19 protein-coding genes are annotated in these 21307 nt (G+C 73.7%); 11 read left to right on the top strand and 8 right to left on the bottom strand.

From position 1 onward, the window contains the following. Positions 1–249: 249 nt before the first annotated feature. From AB0P35_RS29005 to AB0P35_RS28960, 10 genes are all read left to right on the top strand, one after another. Positions 250–1137, top strand: coding sequence for an LLM class flavin-dependent oxidoreductase (locus tag AB0P35_RS29005; protein ID WP_363516442.1), 888 nt, complete (start codon positions 250–252; stop codon positions 1135–1137). 144 nt (positions 1138–1281) lie between these two features. After that, positions 1282–2481: a hypothetical protein gene (locus AB0P35_RS29000; protein ID WP_363516439.1), complete on the top strand. Its 1200-nt coding sequence runs from the start codon at positions 1282–1284 to the stop codon at positions 2479–2481. A 213-nt stretch (positions 2482–2694) separates the two neighbouring features. Further along, positions 2695–3609, top strand: coding sequence for a hypothetical protein (locus tag AB0P35_RS28995; RefSeq protein WP_363516436.1), 915 nt, complete (start codon positions 2695–2697; stop codon positions 3607–3609). A 52-nt stretch (positions 3610–3661) separates the two neighbouring features. Continuing rightward, positions 3662–4486, top strand: a complete 825-nt coding sequence (locus AB0P35_RS28990) for a hypothetical protein (RefSeq protein ID WP_363516433.1) — start codon at positions 3662–3664, stop codon at positions 4484–4486. Then, positions 4483–5319, top strand: coding sequence for a hypothetical protein (locus AB0P35_RS28985; protein WP_363516430.1), 837 nt, complete (start codon positions 4483–4485; stop codon positions 5317–5319). Before AB0P35_RS28990 ends, AB0P35_RS28985 begins: the two co-directional genes overlap by 4 nt. Then, positions 5316–6236 (top strand): hypothetical protein, encoded by a 921-nt coding sequence (locus AB0P35_RS28980; RefSeq protein ID WP_363516427.1) that lies wholly within the window; start codon positions 5316–5318, stop codon positions 6234–6236. The genes AB0P35_RS28985 and AB0P35_RS28980 overlap by 4 nt, the downstream gene beginning before the upstream one ends. A gap of 138 nt (positions 6237–6374) precedes the next feature. Beyond that, on the top strand, positions 6375–7349 hold the full coding sequence (locus AB0P35_RS28975; RefSeq protein WP_095873749.1) for an ABC transporter ATP-binding protein: 975 nt from the start codon (positions 6375–6377) through the stop codon (positions 7347–7349). Beyond that, complete coding sequence (locus AB0P35_RS28970; RefSeq protein WP_095873748.1) at positions 7333–8238, top strand: ABC transporter permease; 906 nt, start codon at positions 7333–7335, stop codon at positions 8236–8238. The genes AB0P35_RS28975 and AB0P35_RS28970 overlap by 17 nt, the downstream gene beginning before the upstream one ends. A gap of 9 nt (positions 8239–8247) precedes the next feature. Continuing rightward, entirely contained in the window at positions 8248–9165 is a 918-nt protein-coding gene (locus AB0P35_RS28965) for an ABC transporter ATP-binding protein (protein WP_363516423.1), read from the top strand. A gap of 100 nt (positions 9166–9265) precedes the next feature. Then, positions 9266–9982 carry an ABC transporter permease subunit gene (locus tag AB0P35_RS28960; protein ID WP_095873746.1) on the top strand — a complete coding sequence of 239 codons (717 nt, stop codon included), beginning with the start codon at positions 9266–9268 and terminating at the stop codon, positions 9980–9982. A gap of 72 nt (positions 9983–10054) precedes the next feature. Here AB0P35_RS28960 and AB0P35_RS28955 read toward each other — a convergent pair whose 3' ends face one another. Continuing rightward, on the bottom strand, positions 10055–11308 hold the full coding sequence (locus AB0P35_RS28955) for an MFS transporter (RefSeq protein ID WP_363516420.1): 1254 nt from the start codon (positions 11306–11308) through the stop codon (positions 10055–10057). 71 nt (positions 11309–11379) lie between these two features. Then, the gene (locus AB0P35_RS28950) at positions 11380–12111 is read right to left on the bottom strand and encodes a FadR/GntR family transcriptional regulator (protein ID WP_363516417.1); all 732 of its coding nucleotides are present in this window, start codon (positions 12109–12111) and stop codon (positions 11380–11382) included. 267 nt (positions 12112–12378) lie between these two features. Here AB0P35_RS28950 and AB0P35_RS28945 point away from each other — a divergent pair, with 267 nt between their 5' ends. After that, positions 12379–14154, top strand: coding sequence for an LCP family protein (locus AB0P35_RS28945; RefSeq protein ID WP_363516414.1), 1776 nt, complete (start codon positions 12379–12381; stop codon positions 14152–14154). A gap of 52 nt (positions 14155–14206) precedes the next feature. On the opposite strand, the gene AB0P35_RS28940 is transcribed toward AB0P35_RS28945, so the two are convergent. The 6 genes from AB0P35_RS28940 to AB0P35_RS28915 all read right to left on the bottom strand — a co-directional run bounded on the left by AB0P35_RS28940 (position 14207) and on the right by AB0P35_RS28915 (position 21210). Continuing rightward, positions 14207–15031 (bottom strand): HAD family hydrolase, encoded by an 825-nt coding sequence (locus tag AB0P35_RS28940; protein ID WP_363516411.1) that lies wholly within the window; start codon positions 15029–15031, stop codon positions 14207–14209. Further along, positions 15028–16305 carry a serine--tRNA ligase gene (gene serS, locus AB0P35_RS28935; RefSeq protein WP_095873741.1) on the bottom strand — a complete coding sequence of 426 codons (1278 nt, stop codon included), beginning with the start codon at positions 16303–16305 and terminating at the stop codon, positions 15028–15030. The genes AB0P35_RS28940 and serS overlap by 4 nt, the downstream gene beginning before the upstream one ends. A gap of 650 nt (positions 16306–16955) precedes the next feature. After that, positions 16956–17891, bottom strand: a complete 936-nt coding sequence (gene pheA, locus AB0P35_RS28930) for a prephenate dehydratase (RefSeq protein ID WP_095873740.1) — start codon at positions 17889–17891, stop codon at positions 16956–16958. A 141-nt stretch (positions 17892–18032) separates the two neighbouring features. Then, positions 18033–20054, bottom strand: a complete 2022-nt coding sequence (locus tag AB0P35_RS28925; protein ID WP_363516408.1) for a FixH family protein — start codon at positions 20052–20054, stop codon at positions 18033–18035. Positions 20055–20059: 5 nt separating this feature from the next. Next, positions 20060–20536 carry a copper chaperone PCu(A)C gene (locus AB0P35_RS28920; protein WP_363516405.1) on the bottom strand — a complete coding sequence of 159 codons (477 nt, stop codon included), beginning with the start codon at positions 20534–20536 and terminating at the stop codon, positions 20060–20062. Further along, positions 20533–21210, bottom strand: coding sequence for an SCO family protein (locus tag AB0P35_RS28915; RefSeq protein ID WP_363516402.1), 678 nt, complete (start codon positions 21208–21210; stop codon positions 20533–20535). The genes AB0P35_RS28920 and AB0P35_RS28915 overlap by 4 nt, the downstream gene beginning before the upstream one ends. Positions 21211–21307: the final 97 nt, after the last annotated feature.

The raw sequence follows: 21307 nt of genomic DNA, 5'->3' as shown, positions 1-21307 counted from the left end.
TGCGAGCACCGACAACCGGTTTCCCCCTGCCCTCGATCTCGTCGGCCTCGGGTGTTTTCAGTGGGTGTTGTCGCTCCGGTCTTGAGGACTGCGGGGCCCGGCACCACAGACGGCTGCAATGGCCCACGGGAGGGATGTCAGACGTTCCGGCCGTCCTGGTGCCTGCCGTGAGCTGCACTCGACGGCCCAGCGGCTGGGTCGGACGACGAACCCGCCGCACGGCCGGTGCGTCGGGCTAGGGTCGGGGACATGCGACTGAGCACGGTGATCCTCCCCATCCACCGGTGGAGCGAGGGGCAGAAGATCTGGCGGCGGGCCGAGGACCTCGGATTCCACGCCGCGTACACCTATGACCACCTCTCCTGGCGGACCTTCCGGGACGCGCCGTGGTTCGGGGCGGTCCCGACCCTGACCGCCGCCGCGACGGCGACCGAGCGGATCCGCCTCGGCACCCTCGTCACCTCGCCGAACTTCCGGCACCCGGTCACCCTCGCGAAGGACCTGCTGACCGTCGACGACGTCTCGGACGGCCGGCTGACGGTCGGCATCGGCGCCGGCGGCACCGGCTTCGACGCGACGGCGACGGGCCAGCAGCCGTGGTCGCCGAAGGAGCGCGCCGACCGCTTCGGCGAGTTCCTGCCGCTGCTGGACGAGCTGCTCACCACCGATGCCACGACCCGCGAGGGAACCTACTACTCCGCGGTCGAGGCACGGAACATCCCCGGCTGCGTGCAGCGGCCCCGGGTGCCGTTCTACGTGGCCGCGACCGGCCCGCGCGGGCTGAGGCTGGCCGCCGAGTACGGGCAGGGCTGGGTCACCTACGGCGACCCGAAGGGCCCCGCGGACGTGCCGGTCGACCAGGCCCCCGCAGTGGTCGGGGCCCAGCTGGCCAAGCTCGCGGCCGCCTGCGAGGCCCGCGGCCGGGACGCCGCCGAGCTGGAGAAGGTGCTGCTGCAGGGCTCGACCGCGGAGCGGCCGCTCGTCTCGCTGGACGCCTTCGTCGACTGGGCCGGCACCTACCGCGAGCTCGGCATCACCGAGCTGGTCATCCACTGGCCCGTCCCCGACTCGATCTTCGAGAACGACCTCGCGGTGTTCGAGAAGATCGCCACCGAGGGCCTGGCACAGCTGGGCTGATCCGGCGTCGGCCGAGGCCCCCGCTCCCGGGCCCGCCCGCCCCCGGTGCTTCGTCCCCGACCCCCGGTCCGCCGTGGTCGGCGCCGCCTTCTACGCTTCGGTCTCGCGCCGCGGCCGCGGCAGGTCGAGGGGAGAGGACCGGCGATGAGCAGCAACGGAGACTGGCGGGGGCCGCAGTACGGGCCCGGGCCCGGCGGCGGGGCGCCGTGGGGGTACGCCGTGCAGGCGCCCAGACCCGGAGTCGTCCCGCTGCAGCCCCTGGGCATCGGCGAGATCATCTCTGGCGTCTTCGCCACCCTGCAGCGCTACCCGGCCGCCCTGTTCGTCCCGGTGCTGTGGACGGCGTTCGGCAGCCTGGCGGCCTTCGGCGTCATGGCCGTCGTCGCCGTCCAGGTCCTGGACGGGCCGTGGGAGGCCATCCGCGCCGACCGGACGCCCACCACGGCGGAGCTGCTGACCGTGGTGTCGACGGCCGCCGCCGCCCTGCTGCTCTTCACGGTGGCCCTGACCGCCCTCTACGCGGTCTCCTCCGCCACCGCCACCGTGGTGCTGCGGTCCGCGGTGATCGGCCGGAAGGCCTCCGCCCGGGCGGTCTGGGCCGAGTCGAGGCCGCTGCTCTGGCGGGTGACGGTGGCGCAGATCCTCACCGGCCTGCTCGCCGCCGCCGTCATGCTGGTCTCGCTGCTGCCCGCCGCGCTGCTCGGCCTCTTCCTCGGCGCCGGCCCGGCGCTCGCCGCCGGCCTGCTGTTCGCCGTGCCCGGCTGGGCGGGCGCCGTCTACATCCAGGTGCGGCTGGTCCTGGAGATCCCCGTCCTGGTGCTGGAGAACACCCGGCCGGTCGCCGCGCTGCGCCGCGCCTGGCGGCTCAACGAGGGCAACTGGTGGCGCAGCCTGGGCATCCCGTACGTGGTCGGCCTGATCGGATCGTTCGCCGCCCAGATCGTCCTGGTGCCGTTCATGGTGGGCGGGATGCTCGTGATGGTCTCCTCGACGGACTCCGCGACGGCCGACCCGTACGGACCGGGCGCGCCGCCCCCCGTGGCCGGCTTGGTGACCCTGTTCTTCTGCCTGGCGGTGGGCACCGTCCTGGCCACCGCGCTGACCGTGCCGCTGACGCCGCTCACCAACGGCCTGCTGTACATCGACCGCCGGATCCGCCGCGAGAGCCTGGACATCGCGCTCGCCGAAGCCGCCGGCCTGCGCGGCGGGCCCGCCGCACACGTTCCGGGCCAGCCCGGAGCCCCCGCCGCGGAGACCGCGGCCGGCGAGCCGTCCGCCTCCGCGCCGGGGACGGAGATTGGGACGGAGCCGGGGACGGCGAAGCCGGAGACCCCGGAGGGCTGACACCGGCAGAACCGCCGCTCGTTGCGGTTCGATCACGACGTGTCGGACATGGGCGGACCTCGCCGGAATGTCGCCGACAACTCCGTTGTCGGCGACGGCACCGGACTCTCATAATTCCGTGTCACGCGTGGTCAGCGGCCCGGACACCGGTCGACGGGGGCGCCCGTCCGGAGCCCGCACGCGGCAATCCGTCTGCCATTTCCGGGGAGTCCCTTGTCTGCGCCCGAAAACGCGACCGTGCCCGACAGCGCGGCCGCGCCCGAGAACGCACCGCCCGAGAACGCGCCGCCCGAGCCCGCCGCCGAGCCGCCGCTTCCGCCGTCCGCCGCGCCCCAGAGCGCTGCTGACGCGCCGGAAGCCGCGGTGGCCGCCCCCGCCGGCCCCCTCCGCGGACTGCCGCGCGGAGTACGGGTGGCACTGGCCGCCGCCGGGCTGCTCGCCGTCACGGCGGCCAGCGCCACCGCCACGGTCGCCGTCGGCCGCCCCGACACCCGGCGGCCGGCCGCGGCGGCACCCGCCGCCGCACCCTCCCCGACGGTCTCCGCGTCCGTCTCACCCTCCGCACCCCCGTCCTCGGTCGCGCCCGCGCCGACGCCCACGCCGGCGAGCACCGTGCACGGCACCGTCGACGGCTCCACGCACGGCGGCGACATCCGGTACTTCCTGCTGCCGATGCCGGCCCGCGCCGAGTCCTACGGGTCGTCCGACGGCACCGAGCTGAGCACCGACGACGTCGCCCAGCAGTTCGGCAACGCCTCCGAGATGCCGGAGATCCTCCGTTCCTACGGCTACCGGGACGACGCCGCCGAGCGCCGCTACCGCACCGCGGACGGCACCCAGGAGGTGTACGTCCGGCTGCTGCGCTTCAAGAGCCGCCAGATGGCCGAGGAGTTCGCCGACGGGCTGAGCTTCAAGCGCGGCGACACCTTCGACATCGCGGGCGACGGCAACGCGCGGGGCATCATGCTCAAGCCCGAACAGGAGGCCTGGACCGGGAAGATGGTCGGCGTCTCCTTCTCCGGTGACATCGAGTACGAGGTCACCGTGTACGTGAAGGGCACGCCGGACAAGGCGCTGCTGGTCGACGCGATGAAGCGCCAGCGCGAACGGCTGGCCACCGGTGGCTGAGCCCAGGCCGGACACGGAACCGGCGCCCTCCCCCTCCGACCAGGAGCACCCCGTGACCACCGACACCCCGGCGTCCCCGGACACCGAGAACCGGCCGGAGCCCACCGAGCCTCCCGAGGCCGCAGCACCCACCGAGGCCACCGAGTCCGAAGCGCCCGCCGAGGCCGCTGAGGCCGCAAGCCCCGCCCGGGCCCCGCGGACCGCCCGGCTGCTGCTCGCCGCCGTGCTGCTCGGGCCGCTGCTGGGCGCCGGTGTCGGCTACGCCGTCCAGGCCGCCCGGCCGGCGACCCCGCTGCCTCCGCTGTCGGTCGACACCCTGCACTACCCGACGGAGCCGCTCGACCCGGCCGCCGCCGCGGCCGCCGAGCCCAAGCCGCTCGCCATCGACGGCGACCTGCGGAAGCTGCTCGTCGGGCGGCCCGCGGACGCCGAGGACTGGGACGACTACGGCGTCGCCGGTACGGGCTGGCTGACCGCCGGCGGCAAGGCGATGATGCTCGGCGACTCGGCCGCCGAGTACCGCCGCCTGATGCAGCACCACTTCCGGCGCGACGCGATGCTCGCGTACCACAGGGGCGACGTCGACTACCGGATCGAGCTCATCCAGTTCGGCGCGGACGACATGGCCTCCGTCGACGGCGCGTTCACGATCCTCGTCCCGCACAACGGCGGATCGCTCGACGGCACGGTCAACGGCCACTACGAGGCGCCCCGGGAGCCCGAGCACTACGCGGACAGCACCGAGCAGTTCTACTACGCCCGGGCGACCGCCGTCCGCGGCACCGTCGTCATGCACATCGAGATGTTCTCCCCGAAGCCGGTCGACGGCGGCGAGATCAAGGAACTGGCGATGCGTCAGTGGGAGCGGCTGAAGTGAGCGACACCACCATGAACCCGGCCGTCCCCGAGCCGGCCCAGGCGCCGGCCGACCTGCCGCCCGTGCCGGCTCCGCAGCTCCCGGCCCCGGCCGGTGCGCGGACGGGCTTCGCCGTCCGCGCCACGGCCTCCGTCGCGGTCGCCGCGCTGCTCGGCGTCGGCATCGGGCTCGGCGTCCTCAAGGCCGAGGACGACGGCCCGGCGGTCTCGGCCGCCCCGGCGGCGCCCTCGGCCTCGCCGACCGCCTCGGCCGGCCCGTCCTTCGGTGCCAAGCAGAACGGCAGCCACTTCGGTTCGATGAAGGACCTGCTGCTGCCCGTGCCGGCCGGCTACCACCTCGGCCCCGACTCCGGGCAGTTCGGCAACGACACCGAGCTGACCGAGGAGCAGCGCAAGGCGTGGGTCGAGGACGAGGTCCGCGGACTGCCCGTCAAGCTGCAGGACGGCGTCCGCAAGGCCTGGCAGGAGTCCGCCCTCAAGGGCGGCGGCGTCCGCAGCCTGGTGTCCGACGACAGCAGCCTGCAGGCGACCGTCTGGCTGCTCCAGTACCACCAGACCGCGGTCAAGGCGCACGACGCCTGGGTGGCGGCGCTCGGCTCGGACTCCGGGCTGTACCGGGTCGGCCCGCAGATCCCGGGGCATCCCGAGGCGCACTGCTTCCTGCCGCACGCCGCCCCGGGTGCGGAGATCGACGAACTCGAGTGCTCGGCCGCGGTCGGCGACCTGCGGGTGGTGCTCGGCGTGCAGGGCATCGCCCCGCTGCCGAAGGACCGCATCGTCCCCCTCCTCGCCCAGCAGCTCGACCGACTGGCAGTCCCCGGAGCGTCCGCATGACCGACACCACCGCCCCCGTGCCGCCGCAGCCGGCACCCGCGCCGACCGACGCCGTGCCCGTCCCCGACACCGCTCCCGGTCGGGAGGCCGGTCCGGAGTCCGTTCCGGAGGCCGTTCCCGGTCCCGACGTCCTCGCGGGCCCGGAGCCTGCCCCCGACGGTCGGCGCGGCCGGGCCGGCCTGGTGCGCTGGGGTGCGGCCGCGCTGGTGCTGCTGCTGTCCGGCACCGGCGCCGCGCTGGCCGTCGCCGCACCGGACCGCACCGACATCCCCGGTCTGGCCACCCCCGGCGACGGGCGGTACGCCTTCCCGCCGCTGACGCTCCCTCCGCTCCCCGCGGGGAAGGCCGCCCCGGAGGAGCCGAGCTCGTACGGCCGGCACTTCGCCGACCTGCGCGGCCTGCTGCTGCCGCCGCCGAAGGGCGCCGTCCTGGAACAGGCCGCGGGCACCGCGCCGAGCGCGTCCGCCGCGGCACCCGGCGTGCCCTGGCTGCCGTGCGCCGCCTACACGGCGGACAACTCGGCGAAGGCCGGGCTCGATGCGGGGATGGCCGAGTTCGCCTGCCGGGCCGCCACCCGCAGGACCTGGACGGCCGCCGACGGCACCCGCACCGACATCTGGCTGTTCCGGTTCGGCTCGCGGGCCGAGGCGAGCGGCATGCTGGCGCAGCTCGGCTCGTCCCGGCCGAAGGGCGTGCCCGTGCTGGGCTTCTCCGACACCGCGGTCGACCCGGCGCTCGGCCCGGCCTCGCTGACCGTGCGGGCGTCCGACGAGAAGGCGAACGGGCGGCCCACCGCCCGCGCGGCCTTCCTGGCGCAGGGCGACGTGGCCGCCAGCATCGTGATGACCAACCCGCGCGGGGTCGCGGAGCAGGCCTACCGGCAGGTCGCCCTGCTGCAGTCGCAGATGCTGCGCTGACCGGCGCCGCCACCGGGCAGGACACGCGGTGGCGGCGACCCCTAGGGGACGCCGCCACCGCGTCATCCCGAAGGATCACGCCGGGCTCGTCATCCCAGCTCATTCCCGTGGGGGCGTCGCACCACTACGTTGAGGGGCGTGTCCACAGTCATCGCAACGGACGGCCTCACCAAGAGGTTCCCCCGGGTCACCGCCCTCGACCAGCTGACCGTAGAGGTGCAGCCCGGGGTGGTCGGCCTGGTGGGCGCCAACGGCGCGGGCAAGTCCACCCTGATCAAGATCCTGCTCGGGCTGTCCCCGGCGACCTCCGGCACCGGCCGGGTCCTCGGCCTGGACATCGCCACCGAGGGCGCCGCGATCCGCGAGCGGGTCGGCTACATGCCCGAGCACGACTGCCTGCCGCCGGACGTCTCCGCGACGGAGTTCGTGGTGCACATGGCCCGGATGACCGGCCTGCCGGCCGCCGCGGCCCGCGAACGCACCGCCGACATCCTGCGCCACGTCGGCCTGTACGAGGAGCGCTACCGCCCGATGGGCGGCTACTCGACCGGCATGAAGCAGCGGGTCAAGCTGGCCCAGGCGCTCGTCCACGACCCGCAGCTGGTGCTGCTCGACGAGCCGACCAACGGCCTCGACCCGGTCGGCCGCGACGAGATGCTGGCGCTCATCCGCCGCATCCACTCGGACTTCGGCATCTCGGTGCTCGTCACCACCCACCTGCTCGGCGAGCTGGAGCGCACCTGCGACCACCTCGTGGTGATCGACGGCGGCCGGCTGCTGCGCTCGTCCTCCACCGCCTCCTTCACCGAGGCCACCCAGCTCCTCGCGGTCGAGGTCACCGACCACCCGCAGGACGCCCTGCCCGACCCGGACGCCGCCGTCCGCGAGCGCCTCGCCGCCGCCGGGCTCTCCGTCACCATCGACGGCTCGCGGATCCTGCTCGTCGAGATCAAGGACGAGAGCACCTACGACACCGTCCGCGACACCGTCGCCGACCTCGGCCTCGGCCTCGTCCGCCTGGAGCAGCGCCGCCACCGGGTCGCCGAGATCTTCACCCAGCCCGCGCACAGCACCGAGCGGACAGGAGGTCCCGCAGATGCAGCCGTCTCCTGACGCCCGCACCGCCGCCGACGGCGGAGTGATCCACAACATCGGCTACCGCCGTTACGAGGGTCCCCGGCTCGGCCGCGGCTACGCCACCCGCTCGCTCTACCAGCAGAGCCTGCGCGCCGCCTTCGGCCTCGGCCGCTCCGGCCGCTCCAAGGTGCTGCCGATGGCGATGCTGGCGCTGCCGCTGATCATCGCCCTGGTCGTGGCCTCCATCCAGATCTTCATGAAGATCGAGAAGCCGATCCTCGACTACACCGAGCTCCTCGACGCCGTCGTCCTGATGACCTGGATCTTCCTGGCCGCCCAGGCACCGGTCCTGCTCTCCCGCGACCTGCGCCACCACACCGTCCCGCTGTACTTCTCCCGCCCGATCACCCGCGCCGACTACGTCCGCGCCAAGTTCGCGGCGATGATCAGCGCGATGATGATCGTCATGGGTGCGCCGCTGTTGGTGCTGTACATCGGCGCGCTGCTCGGCCGCATGGACTTCGGCCACCACACCGTCCACCTGCTCTACGGCCTGGCCGCCGCCCTGCTCTACGCGGTGCTCTACTCCGCGATCGGCCTGCTGATCGCGGCGAGCACTCCGCGCCGCGGCTTCGGCGTCGCGTCGATCATGGGCGTGATGGCGGTCAGCAGTGTCATCGCCCGGATCGTGTACGTGCTCGGCGGCGGCGAGTGGGCGGATGTCCCGGAGAAGGCCAACTGGGCCGCGATGCTCTCCCCGAGCTGGCTCGTCCAGGGCTTCACCAACCAGGTCTTCGGCCTGGTCGCCAACTCCCGCGTGGTGCACGCCCCCGGGGCCGGCGCCGCCGTGCTCTTCGGCGTCGAGATCCTGCTGCTCACCGGCGCCTGCTACTGGTTCACCGACCGCCGCTACCGGAAGATCTGAGAGCTCGCCATGGCCGTCATCACCATCGACCGGGTCTCCCGCTGGTTCGGCAACGTCGTCGCCGTGAACGACGTCTCGATGCAGATCGGGCCCGGTGTCACCGGACTACTCGGCCCCAACGGCGCCGGCAAGTCCACCCTCATCCACATGATGAGCGGCTTCCTGCCGCCGTCCGCCGGCGAGGTCGCCCTGGACGGCGTGCCGATCTGGCGCAACCAGGAGGCGTACCGGGCGATCGGCCTCGTCCCCGAGCGGGAGTCGATGTACGACTACCTGACGGGCTGGGAGTTCGTCCTCGCCAACGCCGAGCTGCACGGCCTCGCCGACCCGGCCGCCGCGGCCCGGCGGGCCCTCGGCCTGGTCGAGATGGAGTACGCCCAGGACCGGAAGACCGGCACCTACTCCAAGGGCATGAAGCAGCGGGTCAAGATGGCCTCCGCGCTCGTCCACGACCCGGCGGTGCTGCTGCTCGACGAGCCCTTCAACGGCATGGACCCGCGCCAGCGCCTCCAGCTCATGGAACTGCTGCGGCGCTTCGGCGCCGAGGGCCGCACCGTGCTGTTCTCCTCGCACATCCTGGAGGAGGTCGAGCAGCTCGCCCGGCACATCGAGGTCGTGGTGGCCGGCCGGCACGCCGCCTCCGGCGACTTCCGCAAGATCCGCCGGCTGATGACCAGCCGTCCGCACCGCTACCTGGTCCGCTCCAGCGACGACCGCCGGCTCGCCGCCGCCCTGATCGCGGACGGCTCCACCAGCGGCATCGAGTTCGACGGGCAGGAGCGCGCCCTGCGCATCCAGGCGGTCGACTTCCAGGGCTTCACCACCCTGCTGCCCCGGGTCGCCAAGGACGCCGGCATCCGGCTGTACACCGTGTCCCCGGCCGACGAGTCGCTGGAGAGCGTCTTCTCCTATCTCGTCGCCTCCTGAGCCGGTCCCGGACCGTCCCCGACCCATTCCCGAACCGCCCCGAACCACTTCCGAACCGCCCCGAACCACTTCCGAACCACGCCCGAAGGAAGGCCGAACCGTGAACGTGACCGTCGCCAGGCTGACCGCGCGCGGCCTGCTGGGGCGCCGCCGCGGCATCCTGCTGCTGGTCGTCCCCGCCCTGCTGCTGCTCGTCGCCGTGATCGCCCGGCTGACCGCCGACACCCCGGAGGACCTCGCCGCCACCGTCCTCGGCCGGCTCGGCATGGGCACCCTGCTGCCGATCCTCTCGCTGGTCGTCGGCACCGGCGTGATCGCCACCGAGATCGAGGACGGCTCGATCGTCTACCTGCTGGCGAAGCCGCTGCCGCGGCACTGGATCGTCACCACCAAGCTCACCGTGGCGATCGCCGCGACCTGGCTGCTCGCCGCCGTCCCCACCCTGATCGCGGGCCTGGTGCTCTGCGGCACCCGGGACGGCCTGGCCGTCGCCTACACCGCCGGAACGCTGGTCGCCGGCGCCGCCTACAGTGCGCTCTTCCTGCTGCTCGGTGTCGCCACCCGGCACGCGGTGGTGGCCGGCCTCGGCTACGCGCTGATCTGGGAGAGCCTGGTCGGCAACTTCGTGCCCGGCGCCCGGACGCTGAGCGTCCAGCAGTGGGGCCTCTCGGTGGCGAAGTCGATCGCCGCTCCGGGCTCGATCGCCGCGGACGTGGCGCTGACCGCCGCCGTCCCGCTGCTCGCCGTGGTCGCGGTCGCCTCCACGGTGCTGGCCGCCGTCCGGCTCGGCGGCCTCACCCTCGCGGGCGAGGAGTAGGAGAAGAGCGGCAGGCCGTACGGAACGGCGGGGCACGCGGGCCGAGAGCTCGGCGTGCCCCGCCGTTTTCCGTCAGCGCACGGTGACGTTCCGGCCGGCTCCCCAGCCGGCCGCGGCGGCGCCCACCGCCAGGACCAGCAGCAGGGCGAGCGGCACCGTCCACCCGCCGGTCAGCTGGTGCAGCGCACCCGCACCGACCGGGCCGGCCGCCGCCACCAGGTAGCCGACCGCCTGGGCCATCCCGCTCAGCCGGGCCGCGCCCGCCGCGCTGTCGGTGCGCAGCACGATGAAGGCCAGCGCCAGGCCCAGCGAACCGCCCTGGGCGACGCCGAGGACGGCCGCCGCCGCCCACGCGCCGGAGACCGGGGCGAGCAGCAGCACCGCGATGCCGACGCCGTTGAGCGCGGCCATCGTCGCGGCCAGCGCCCGCTGCCGGGTCATCCGGCCGGCGATCAGCGGCACCAGGAAGGCGCCGGCCACCTGCACCAGGTTGGAGAAGGCGAAGACCAGGCCGGCCTCGCCGCGGTCCATGCCGTGGTCGGCCAGCACCGTGGGCAGCCACGCGACCAGGCTGTACACCAGCAGCGAGGAGATCCCCATGAAGGCGCTGATCTGCCAGGCCGTGCCGGACCGCCACGGCCCGCGGCCCGCCGCCGGAGCGGACCCGGGGGCGGCGGCCGGTGCGGGCGCCGGCGCGGCGGTCCGCGGCCTGCGGGTGTGCAGCAGCTGCGGCAGCCAGGCCAGCGCCGCGACCAGGGCGAGCAGCGACCAGGCGCCGAGCGAGGCCCGCCAGCCGCCGCCCAGGGCGTGCTCCAGCGGCACCGACACCCCGGCCGCCAGGGTGGCGCCGACCAGCATGGTGGTCGAGTAGACGCCGGTCATCGCGGCCGCCCGGTGCGGGAACTCCCGCTTGACCAGCGCCGGCATCGAGACGTTCAGTACGGCGATCGCCACGCCGATCACCACGCACCCGGCGTACAGCGCCGCCGCCGACGGCAGCACCCGCAGCAGCACGCCCGCGCCCAGCACCAGCACCGCGCCGAGCACCACCCGTTCGGCGCCGAAGCGCCTGGTCAGCCGCGGGGTGAGCGGCGCGCCGACGCCCTGGAACAGCACCGGCACGGTGGTGATCAGGCCGCTGGCGGTGGCCGACAGGCCGAGGGCACGCTGGATCTCGCCGACCATCGGGGAGATCGCCGCCAGGCAGGCGCGCATGTTGAGGGCGACCAGCAGGATGCCGGCGAGCATCAGTGCGGGGTGCGCGAGGGCGGTGCGGGTACGGACCACCGGGGTGGCGACGGGCTGCGGGGCGCGGGTGACCGCCATGGTTGGCAGAGCTCTTTCGAAGTCGGTGCGTCAGAGGTCGGGAGTGCCGGGGAGGGCGCGCGGCCCCGGCCTCACTTCCGGGCGGCGATGGCGGCGATCAGCTGCTCGACGGCGGCCGTGGGCCCCGCGAGCAGCGCGCGACAGGCCGCCTCGGCGCGCTCCGGGTCGCCGCTCTCCACCGCGTCGACCAGCGCGCCGTGGGTCTCCAGCGACACCTCGGGCATCTCGTGGTCGCCGAACGCGGCCTGCATCGCCTCGTGCACGGAGGCACCGAAGTAGCGGTACAGCTCGGCCAGCGCCGGGTTGTGGGCGGCCTCGACCAGCGCGGTGTGGAACTCCAGGTCGTGCTCGACGGTGGCCTCGCGGCCGGCCCGCTCCGGGTGGGCGGCCATCACCTCGGCCTCCCGGGCCAGCGCGGCACGCATCCGCGCGACGTCCTCCGCGGTGTGCCGGACGGCGGCCAGCCGGGCCGCCTCGGCCTCCAGCGCGGCCCGCACCTCCAGCACGTCCCGGACGCCGGAGCGCTGCACGCCGCGCAGCACCGCGGCCGGGTCGCTGGTGGAGCGGACGAAGGTGCCCTCGCCCTGCCGGGAGACCAGCATCCCGGCGTGCGCCAGCACCCGGACGGCCTCCCGCACGGTGTTCCGCCCGACCTGGAGGCGCTCGGCCAGCTCGTGCTCGGTGGGGATGCGCTCCCCGACCTGCCACACGCCCGAGCCCAGCTGATCGCGCAACTGTTCGATCGTCTCGTCCACCAGGGAGCGGCGCCCTGCGGCGTGCAGACCGTCGGTACGGCCGGCCATGGGGGCTCCCTTCGGGTCGGAGGTCGGCTTGCCCAGTCATCCTACAACTGGACTGGTGCGACAACCGACCTAGAATCGGCTACTCCCGAGTTCGTCGCATCTTCTTCGAGAGTCGGGCACCGGTCTTGTCCGATTGTGCAATCGGCGGCCCGGCCCGTGACTCTTCAATGATGCCTTTATATGCTCCGCAGAAGCTCATGCGGCAGTACGCCACCAGGGTGCGTCGCTGCGGCTCGTGTGTTGGCTGCGCCGGTGGAAGGTGTACGAATGTCAGGCCAGAGGGCGGGGGCGTCGGACCACGACGCCGGCTGGTGGCACGACGATGCCCGCTACCAGGACGGCTACCGCCACGACGCCCCGTACCGTGACGACGCCCCGTACCGCGAGGACGCCTTCACCGCCCCGCCGCGCCGCCCCGCAGCGCCCCGGCCGGGCCGCAGCGAGGAGCAGGACAGCCGCCAGGTACCCCGCCAGGGCGGCCGCGCCGAGGCCCGCCGCGCCCAGCAGGGCCGCGGGGGCGGCGGCGGGGACGACGGCCCCGGCGGCGGCCGAGCCGAGGCCCGCCGCAACCGGAAGAAACCCCGCGGCCGCAAGAAGGTCGTCGTCTGGGTCGCGGTCACCACACTCGCCCTGGTCACCGCCGCGGGCGGCGCGCTCTACCTGAAGTTCAGCGGCAACATCAAGGCCTTCGACGGCGACGGCCTCAGCAAGAACCGGCCCGACGCCGCCACCCCCGACGCCAACGGCCACACCCCGATCAACGTCCTGCTGATCGGCTCCGACTCGCGCAGCGGCGACAACAAGAGCCTCGGCGGCGGCGAGGACGGCGGAGCCCGCTCGGACACCACGATCCTGCTGCACGTCTACGCCGACCACAAGCACGCCGTCGGCGTCTCCTTCCCCCGCGACGCACTGGTCGACATTCCGCCGTGCAAGCTGCCCGACGGCTCGTGGACGAAGAAGAAGACCGACGTCATGTTCAACAGCGCCTTCTCGACCGGCAACACCGAGGAGGGCAACCCCGCCTGCACCCAGAACACGGTGGAGGCGCTCACGAACATACGCGTCGACCACACCATGGTGGTCAACTTCGAGGGCTTCTCCGCGATGACCTCGGCCGTCGGCGGCGTCAACGTCTGCCTTCCCAACGCCATCTACGAGGGCGACCTCAACCCCAACCTGGGCAAGAAGGGCAAGGAGCTCTACCCCAAGGGCGAGCAGAAGGTCGAGGGCAAGGCCGCACTCGACTACGTCCGCCTCCGGCACGGCATCGGCGACGGCTCCGACGTCGGCCGGATGAAGCGCCAGCAGGCCTTCATGGCCTCGCTGATCAAGAGCGTCAAGAGCAAGGGCATGGACCCGACCACGCTGCTGCCGCTCGCCGACGCCGCCACCAAGTCGATGATCGTCGACCCGGGGCTGAACTCCCCCGCCAAGCTGATCTCCTTCGCCATGCAGATGAAGGACATCGACCTCCACAACATCAAGTTCCTGACCACGCCGTGGAAGTTCTCCGGCGCCCGGATCGACCTCGTCCACCCCGACGTCGACACCCTGTGGCAGGCCCTCAAGGCCGACCGCACCCTGGACGGCCAGGACGCCAGCGCCGGCGCGGGCACCAGCCCCGCCGCCGCCGCCACCCCCAGCCCCACCCCGGTCACCGTCAACGGCGCCGGCATCAGGGTCGGCGTCTACAACGGCACCCTGACCAGCGGCCTCACCACCAAGGCCGCCGCCACCCTCACCGGCTCCGGCTTCACCATCGCCGCCCGCGGCAACGCCGCCGCCCAGAACCACGACACGACGCTCGTCCAGTACGGCCCCGGCCAGAAGGACGAGGCCGAGCAGGTCGCCAAGCTCTTCCCCGGCGCCACCCTGCAGTCCTCCACCAGGGCCGGAGTCAGCCTGGTGCTCGGCGCCGACTACGCCGGCGGCGCCGGTGGCGGCGGAGCGGCCGCGGTGCCCAGCACCCTGCCGTCCAGCGTCGCCAACGACGCCCGCTCGGCGGACGACGACCCCTGCTCCAACGTCAGCTACGGCTGACCGGGGCCGCGCCGGGCCGGACCCACCGGCCCGGCGGCCCGCACGGGCGGGCTCAGCCCAGCCCGAAGACGCGCTCCAGCACGACGGCCACGCCGTCCTCGTCGTTGCCCGCGGTCACCTCGTCGGCCACCGCCCGCAGCTGCTCGTGCGCCTCCGCCATCGCGACCCCGTACGAGGCCCAGGAGAACATCGGGATGTCGTTCGGCATGTCGCCGAAGGCGATGGTCTCGCCGCGCTTCACCCCCAGGCGCAGCGCGGCGACCGCCAGCCCCGTCGCCTTCGACAGCCCGACCGGCAGCAGCTCGACCACGCCGGGCCCCGCCATCACCACGCCCACCAGGCCGCCGGCCGCCTGCACGGCGGCCGCAGCGAGGGCGTCGTCGGAGAGCTCCGGATGCTGGATGTACAGCTTGGCCACCGGCTCCGCGAGCAGCCCGTCCCGGGCGGCGGACACCACCGGCAGCTCGGTGCCGATCTGCAGCCGGAAACCCGGCCCGGCCAGCACCAGGCCGTCCAGGCCGTCCTGGTCGGCGGCCACCGCCAGCGGGCCCACTGCCTCCTCGATCGCGGCCAGCGCCCGCGCGGCCACCAGCCGGTCCAGGGTGAGCGAGGTCAGCAGCCGGTGCGCCCCGGCGTCGTACACCTGGGCGCCCTGGCCGCAGACCGCCAGACCCGTGTAGCCGATCTCGTCGAAGACCGGGCGGGCCCAGGCCGCCGAGCGGCCGGTCACGATGATGTGCTGCGCCCCGGCGGCGACCGCGCCGGCGAGCGCGGCACGGGTCCGCTCGGTCACCTTCTCGGAGGAGGTGAGGAGGGTCCCGTCGAGGTCGGTGGCGACCAGCCGGTACGGCAGGCCGCCACCGGGGGCGGTGCTCACTTGGCGACGGGCTCGATCACCGTGCGGCCGCCGAGGAAGGGCCGCAGTGCCTCGGGCACGACCACCGAGCCGTCGGCCTGCTGGTGGTTCTCCAGGATCGCCACGATGGTGCGCGGGACGGCGACCAGCGTGCCGTTCAGCGTCGCCAGCGGGCGGACCTTGCCCTCCTCGCGCATCCGGATGGAGAGCCGGCGCGACTGGTACTCGGTCGTGTTGGAGGTCGAGGTGACCTCGCGGTACTTGCCCTGGGTCGGGATCCACGCCTCGATGTCGAACTTCCGCGCGGCGGAGGCGCCGAGGTCGCCCGAGGCGACGTCGATCACCCGGTAGGGCAGCTCCAGCGCGTTCAGGAAGTCCTTCTCCCACTGGAGCAGGCGGCGGTGCTCCGCCTCGGCCTCCTCCGGCGAGGTGAAGACGAACATCTCCACCTTCTCGAACTGGTGCACCCGGATGATGCCGCGGGTGTCCTTGCCGTAGGTGCCGGCCTCGCGGCGGAAGCAGGAGGAGAAGCCCGCGTAGCGCAGCGGCAGTCGGTCGCCGTCGAGGATCTCGTCCATGTGGTAGGCGGCGAGCGGGACCTCGCTCGTGCCGACCAGGTAGCGCTCCTCCTCGGCGAGGAAGTAGACGTTCTCGGCGGCCTGGCCGAGGAATCCGGTGCCGTCCATGGCGGCCGGGCGGACCAGGGCCGGGGTGATCATGGCGGTGAAGCCGGCGGCGGTGGCCTGCGCCATCGCCATGTTGACCAGGGCGAGCTCCAGCAGCGCGCCGACGCCGGTCAGGTAGTACGAACGGGCGCCGGCGACCTTGGCGCCGCGCTCGGTGTCGATGGCGCCGAGCAGCTGGCCCAGCTCGACGTGGTCGCGCGGCTCGAAGCCCTCGGCGGCGAAGTCGCGCGGGGTGCCGACCTCCTCCAGCGTGACGAAGTCCTCCTCGCCGCCGACCGGGGCGGCCGGGTCGATGAGGTTCGCCAGCGAGCGGACCAGGCGGTCCGCCTCCTCCTTGGCCTCGTTCTGCTCGGCGTCGGCGGCCTTCACCTCGGCGGCGAGGTCCTTGGTGCGCTGGAGCAGCGCCGCCTTCTCCTCGCCCTGGGCCTTGGCGACCAGCTTGCCGAGCGACTTCTGCTCGTTGCGGAGCTCGTCGAAGCGACTGCCCGAGGACCGGCGCCGTTCGTCGGCGGAGAGGAGGGCGTCGACGATGTCGACGTCCTCACCACGGACGCGCTGCGAGGCGCGCACTCGGTCGGGGTCCTCACGGAGCAGGCGAAGGTCAATCACGGGCCAAGCCTACCGGTGGGCGGGCCCCGGACCGGAACCGGTTTCCCGGGTTTCGCCCGCCGAACCGCCCCGCTGCCGACCGGGAGGCACGGTGCCCGGAAGTGGCGGCCGGGCCCCGTGATTCACTGCTTTCGGGTCCGACCGAGAACTCCGCCCGCTATGTCCTTTCCTGTCCGGGATTCTGCGATCCCGTCCGCCGGCGCCCGCTGCGGGGGCGCGGCAGGGGCTGTGGAGAGCCGCCGACGCCCTGGGGATAACTCCCGCGATCCTGTGGATAACTCCTGTGGGAAACCCCGCCGGGCGGAGTTTGTCCACAGGTTCCGCTCCGGCCCTGTGGACGAACCGAAACTCGAGGCGCGCGCCTCGATCGGCGAAGGAATTGAGGTTTGAAACCTCGATAGACCTTCTCGGGTGAGGGATTTCGCTCGCTCGGACGGGTGATTTGCTGGCGGAAGGGTGACTCTGGTGCGATCAGTCGCCTCTGCAGCCAAGTGTGATGATCTGACCAGTTCCGGCAGTGGCTATACCGTTTTGTCGACTCGACCCTGAGCCTGTGGATAACCCGGAGTCCGTACAGCCTGTGGACGAAGCGCACCGCCTGTGGATGAACGGCCGCCCGGCGGCCGTTCTCCCCACCGTGACCGAACCGGTCAGATCTCCCCGCGGCCGTCGAGGCAGCGCGACAGCCAGTCCGCCGCCTCGGAGAAGTCCGCGTCGGACGTGCCCGGCCGCACCGGCCGCTGGCTGCCCCGGTCCGCCCGCGGGTACGAGCCGAGGAACCGCACCTGCGGGCAGATCCGTTTGAGGCCCATCAGGGCCTCGCTGACCCGCCGCTCGCTCAGGTGCCCCTCGCAGTCGATCAGGAAGCAGTAGTTGCCCATGCCCTCGCCGGTGGGCCGGGACTCGATGCGCATCAGGTTGATGCCGCGCACCGCGAACTCCTGCAGCAGCTCCAGCAGCGCACCCGGGTGGTCGTCCGGCAGCCAGACCACCATCGAGGTCTTGTCCAGCCCCGTCGGCGAGGAGACCCGCCCCGGCCGACCCACCAGCAGGAAGCGGGTGGTCGCGTTCGCCGCGTCGTGGATGTCGCTGACCAGCGGCTCCAGCCCGTAGAGCGCCGCCGCGAACTCACCGGCGAAGGCACCGTCGAACCGGCCCTCCTGGACCAGCCGGGCACCGTCCGCATTGGACGCCGCCGCCTCCCACTGCGCGTCCGGCAGGTTCGCCGCCAGCCAGCGCCGCACCTGCGGCTGCGCCACCGGGTGGCTGGTGACGGTCTTGACGTCGGCCAGCGAGGTGCCCGGCCGCACCAGCAGCGCGAAGGTGATCGGCAGCAGCACCTCGCGGTAGATCATCAGCGGCGCACCGGAGGCCAGTTCGTCACTGGTCGCGGTGACCGCGCCCTCCACCGAGTTCTCCACCGGCACGAACGCGCCCGCGGCCTCGCCCGCCCGCACGGCGTCGAGCGCCGCCGGGACGGAGGCGAAGGGCACCAGCTCGCGGGTCGCCGCCTCCGGCAGCGTGCGCAGGGCGGCCTCGGTGAAGGTGCCTTCCGGCCCGAGATAGGTGTAGCGGGTCGCCGACATGCCGCCTCCGTACGCAAGGGTGGTGCTGAGCAGGACTCGGCCTGCCACGATAGTCACTCCCGGCGCCCGTCCGGACACCGTTCCGCCGAGTGGTCGCCCGCCCCCGTTCGACCGCGCGGGTCGGCCGGGGGCGGGACGCCGTCAGCCGACCTTCAGCTGTTCGGTGGCCGTGCTCTGGTCGATGTCCGAGGAGCGGACGGTCACCGACACCACCCAGTTTCCGGCGAGCGGCAGCTGGGCGGTGCCCGACCAGCGCCCGGTGCCCTGCGGCGCCAGCGTCACCGGCAGCGGCCCGAGGTCGCGGTCCGGCAGGGTGAAGGCGAGCTGCACCTCCGGCACCTCGACCGGCTTGCCCGCCTTGTCGTCCAGCCTCAGCGTGACCTCGTTCGGACCGGTCGCGACCGGGTTGACCGTCACCGTGGCGGTGCCCTTGGCGTTCGGGGTGCTGCCGCCGGTGTCGTACGGCAGCTTCAGCTCCACCGTCCGGCCCGGCACCGTGCTCGCCCCGGCCGCCGGCGACTGCGAGGTCGCGGCGACCGCCTCGGCCACCCGGCCGGGCGGCGAGTTGGTCAGCATGGTCGTCACCACCAGCACGGCTACCGCGACCACCGACTCCACCAGCACCGTCCGCCGCAGCCCGGCCCGGGCCGGCACACCGTCCCGTGTGCGCCGCTCGGTGGCCTTGTCGCGGGCGGCCTGCTGGCGGGCCAGCTGGGCGCGCCGCGCCGGGTCGTCGCCGCCCCGCGCGGTGGCCCCGGCGGCCTGCTTGCTGCCGACGGCCGCCCCGGCCCCGGCCTCCTGCTCCGCCTCTTCGTCCGCCGCTTCTCCGTCCGCTGCCTCGTCGGCGGTCCGGAGCCGGGCGACCCAGGCGCGGGAGATCCAGGCGAGGCCGACCATCCCGGCGACCAGGCCGGTCTTGATCAGCAGCAGCCGCCCGTACTCGGTGTCGACCAGCGCCCCCCAGCTGCCCAGTCCGCGCCAGGACTGGTAGACGCCGGTCACGGTCAGCACCGTCACCGCGCCCAGCGCCAGCTTGGAGAACCGCTCGACCGCCGCGGTCGGCACGCCGTGCCGCAGCCCGACCAGCAGGGTGGCCAGACCGCCCAGCCAGAGCGCCATCGCGAGCAGGTGCAGGGCGGCCGTGGGCAGCGCCAGCGGCACCTGAATGCCGACCGAGGAGTGGTCGGCGCCCACCCAGGTCGCGCTCAGCGCGACGGCGAGCACCGCCCCGCCGACCCCCAGGCCCAGCCGGGCGTCCCGCAGCGGCCGCTCGGCGGCGCGCCGCTCCAGCGCGCGCAGCTCCGCCTCCTCGCCGTCCTCGGCACGGCTCTCCGGCGGCTCGGCGGCATCCGCCGGGTCCGCGGCCTCCTCCGGCGCGCGGTCCTGGCCGAGCTGGCCGACCAGCAGCGAGAGGAAGACGCCGCCGGCGGCGAGCAGCAGCAGCCGGGCGGCCAGCGCGGTGCCGATCCGCTCGTCCAGGGTGGCCCGCACCAGTGAGAGGTCGAAGGCCTGGGAGAGCCCGGTGCCGCGCTCGTACGGGCCGCGCAGGAGCAGCACCGCGACGGTGGAGACCAGCAGCGCGATCCAGCCGGTCATCAGCAGCCGCTGCACCCGGTGCACCGCGACCCCGCGAGGCCAGCAGATCAGCACGAACGCGGCGGCGCCGACCAGCAGCGCGAAGGCCGCGTAGGCGACCGTCCGGGCCGTGCCGTACGCGGCGGCGACCACGGCGTCCGGCTCGGCGCCCTGCACCGAGGAGGCGGAGACCGTGGTGTCCGAGGGCGCGCCGATCGAGAAGGTGAAGGCGCCGCCGACCGGGTGGGAGTCCTCGGAGACGGCCCGCCAGGCGACGGTGTAGGTGCCGTTGCCGAGCCCGGAACGCAGCGTCACCCGGGCGCTGGCCTCCTTGCCGTCGGCGTGGGCCGCGTCGCCGTTGTCCACCTGCTTGCCGGCCGGGTCGAGCACCCGCACGGAGTCGGCGGTCAGCGAGACGCCCTCGCTGAAGGTGAGGGTGACCGCGGCGGGCGCGGTGGCGGTGACCGCCCCCTGCGCCGGGTCGGTGGAGACCAGCGTGGCGTGCGCGGCGGCGGTGCCGGCGCCGCCGAACAGCACGGCGACGGCCGCCGCCAGGACGGCCAGCAGCGACGCGACTCTCCTCGGCATCTGTGTCAGCTCCCGGGCCGGTAGGTGAGCGGCTTCACCGGCACGGTGACGGTGATCGTGCCGCTCTTGGCGAAGGTGAGGTCCAGTTCCAGTTCGTCGCCGACGGCGGGAGGTTTCTGCCATCCCATGATCATGAGGTGGTGGCCGCCGCGGGCCAGCTCCAGTGCGCCGTGGGCCGGCACCTGGAGGCTCTCCACCGCCGTCATCGTCGACTCGCCGGAGGTGTGCAGGGTGACGGAGCCGGCGTCCGGGCTGGTCACCGCGACGAGCCGGTCGGCCGAGCCGCCGTCGTTGCGGACGGTGAGGTAGCCCGCGCCCATCCCACCGGGCAGCGCCGGCACCGGGACGTAGCTGTCCCGGATGCTGAGCTCGGCCCGTCCGCCGTCGGATCCCGTTCCGCACGCCACGAGTATCGTCCCGGTGGCCAGCACGGTGGCCAGCCCCGCGCCGATCAGCGCCGAACGCCGGAAGGACCGGCTCATGCCGGCACCCCCCGGGCGAGCAGGGCCAGGTCGTGGGTGTAGGTCTCGACGGTGCTGCTGCCCATGAAGAGGACGTGCGCCTTGTCGTCGGACGGCAGGAAGGCCAGCACCTGGGCGCCGTGCGCGGAGGTGACCGTGCCGTCGGCGTTGACCACCGGGTCCTGCACGGCGACGCCGACCGTCCGGGCGGCGGTCTTCACCTTCGCCAGGTCGCCGGTCAGGCCGATGAAGCCCGTGCCCATCGAGTCCAGCCAGGTGCGCAGCACCTTCGGGGTGTCCCGCTCGGGGTCGGTGGAGACGAACACGACGTCGATCTTCTTCTGGTCCTCGGCGGACAGCTTGGACATCGCGACACCGATGTCGCCCATGGTGGTCGGGCAGACGTCGGGGCAGCTGGTGTAGCCGAAGAAGAGCAGCACCGGCCGGCCGGCGGTCTGCTTGCGCAGGTCGAACGGTTGCCCGGCGGTGTCGGTCAGCACCAGGTCGGGCTTGTCGAAGTGCTTGCTGAGCACGCTGCCCTGGTACGCGGACGAGCTGCTCGCCCGGTGCACGGCGGCGGCCGTGCCGCCGTCGCCGCCTGCGGAGGAGGAGCAGGCGGTGAGGGCGAGCGCGCCGGCGACGGCCAGTGCGGCGGCGCCGAGCAGCCGGGCCTTCGGGCGGGGGGTGTGGGCCATGGCGTTGGGTTTCCGATCGTGCGGGTCCGGGGCGGCCCGGCGGGCCGCACCGCGCGGGGGGCGGGGTTCGGAAGAGCACACCGCTGAACACACGTCA

It is taken from the genome of Kitasatospora sp. NPDC085879 (assembly GCF_040686255.1).
GTDB lineage: Bacteria > Actinomycetota > Actinomycetes > Streptomycetales > Streptomycetaceae > Kitasatospora.
The sequence above is the reverse complement of the archived record's forward strand: the minus strand, read 5'-3'. Positions and strand labels throughout refer to the sequence as shown.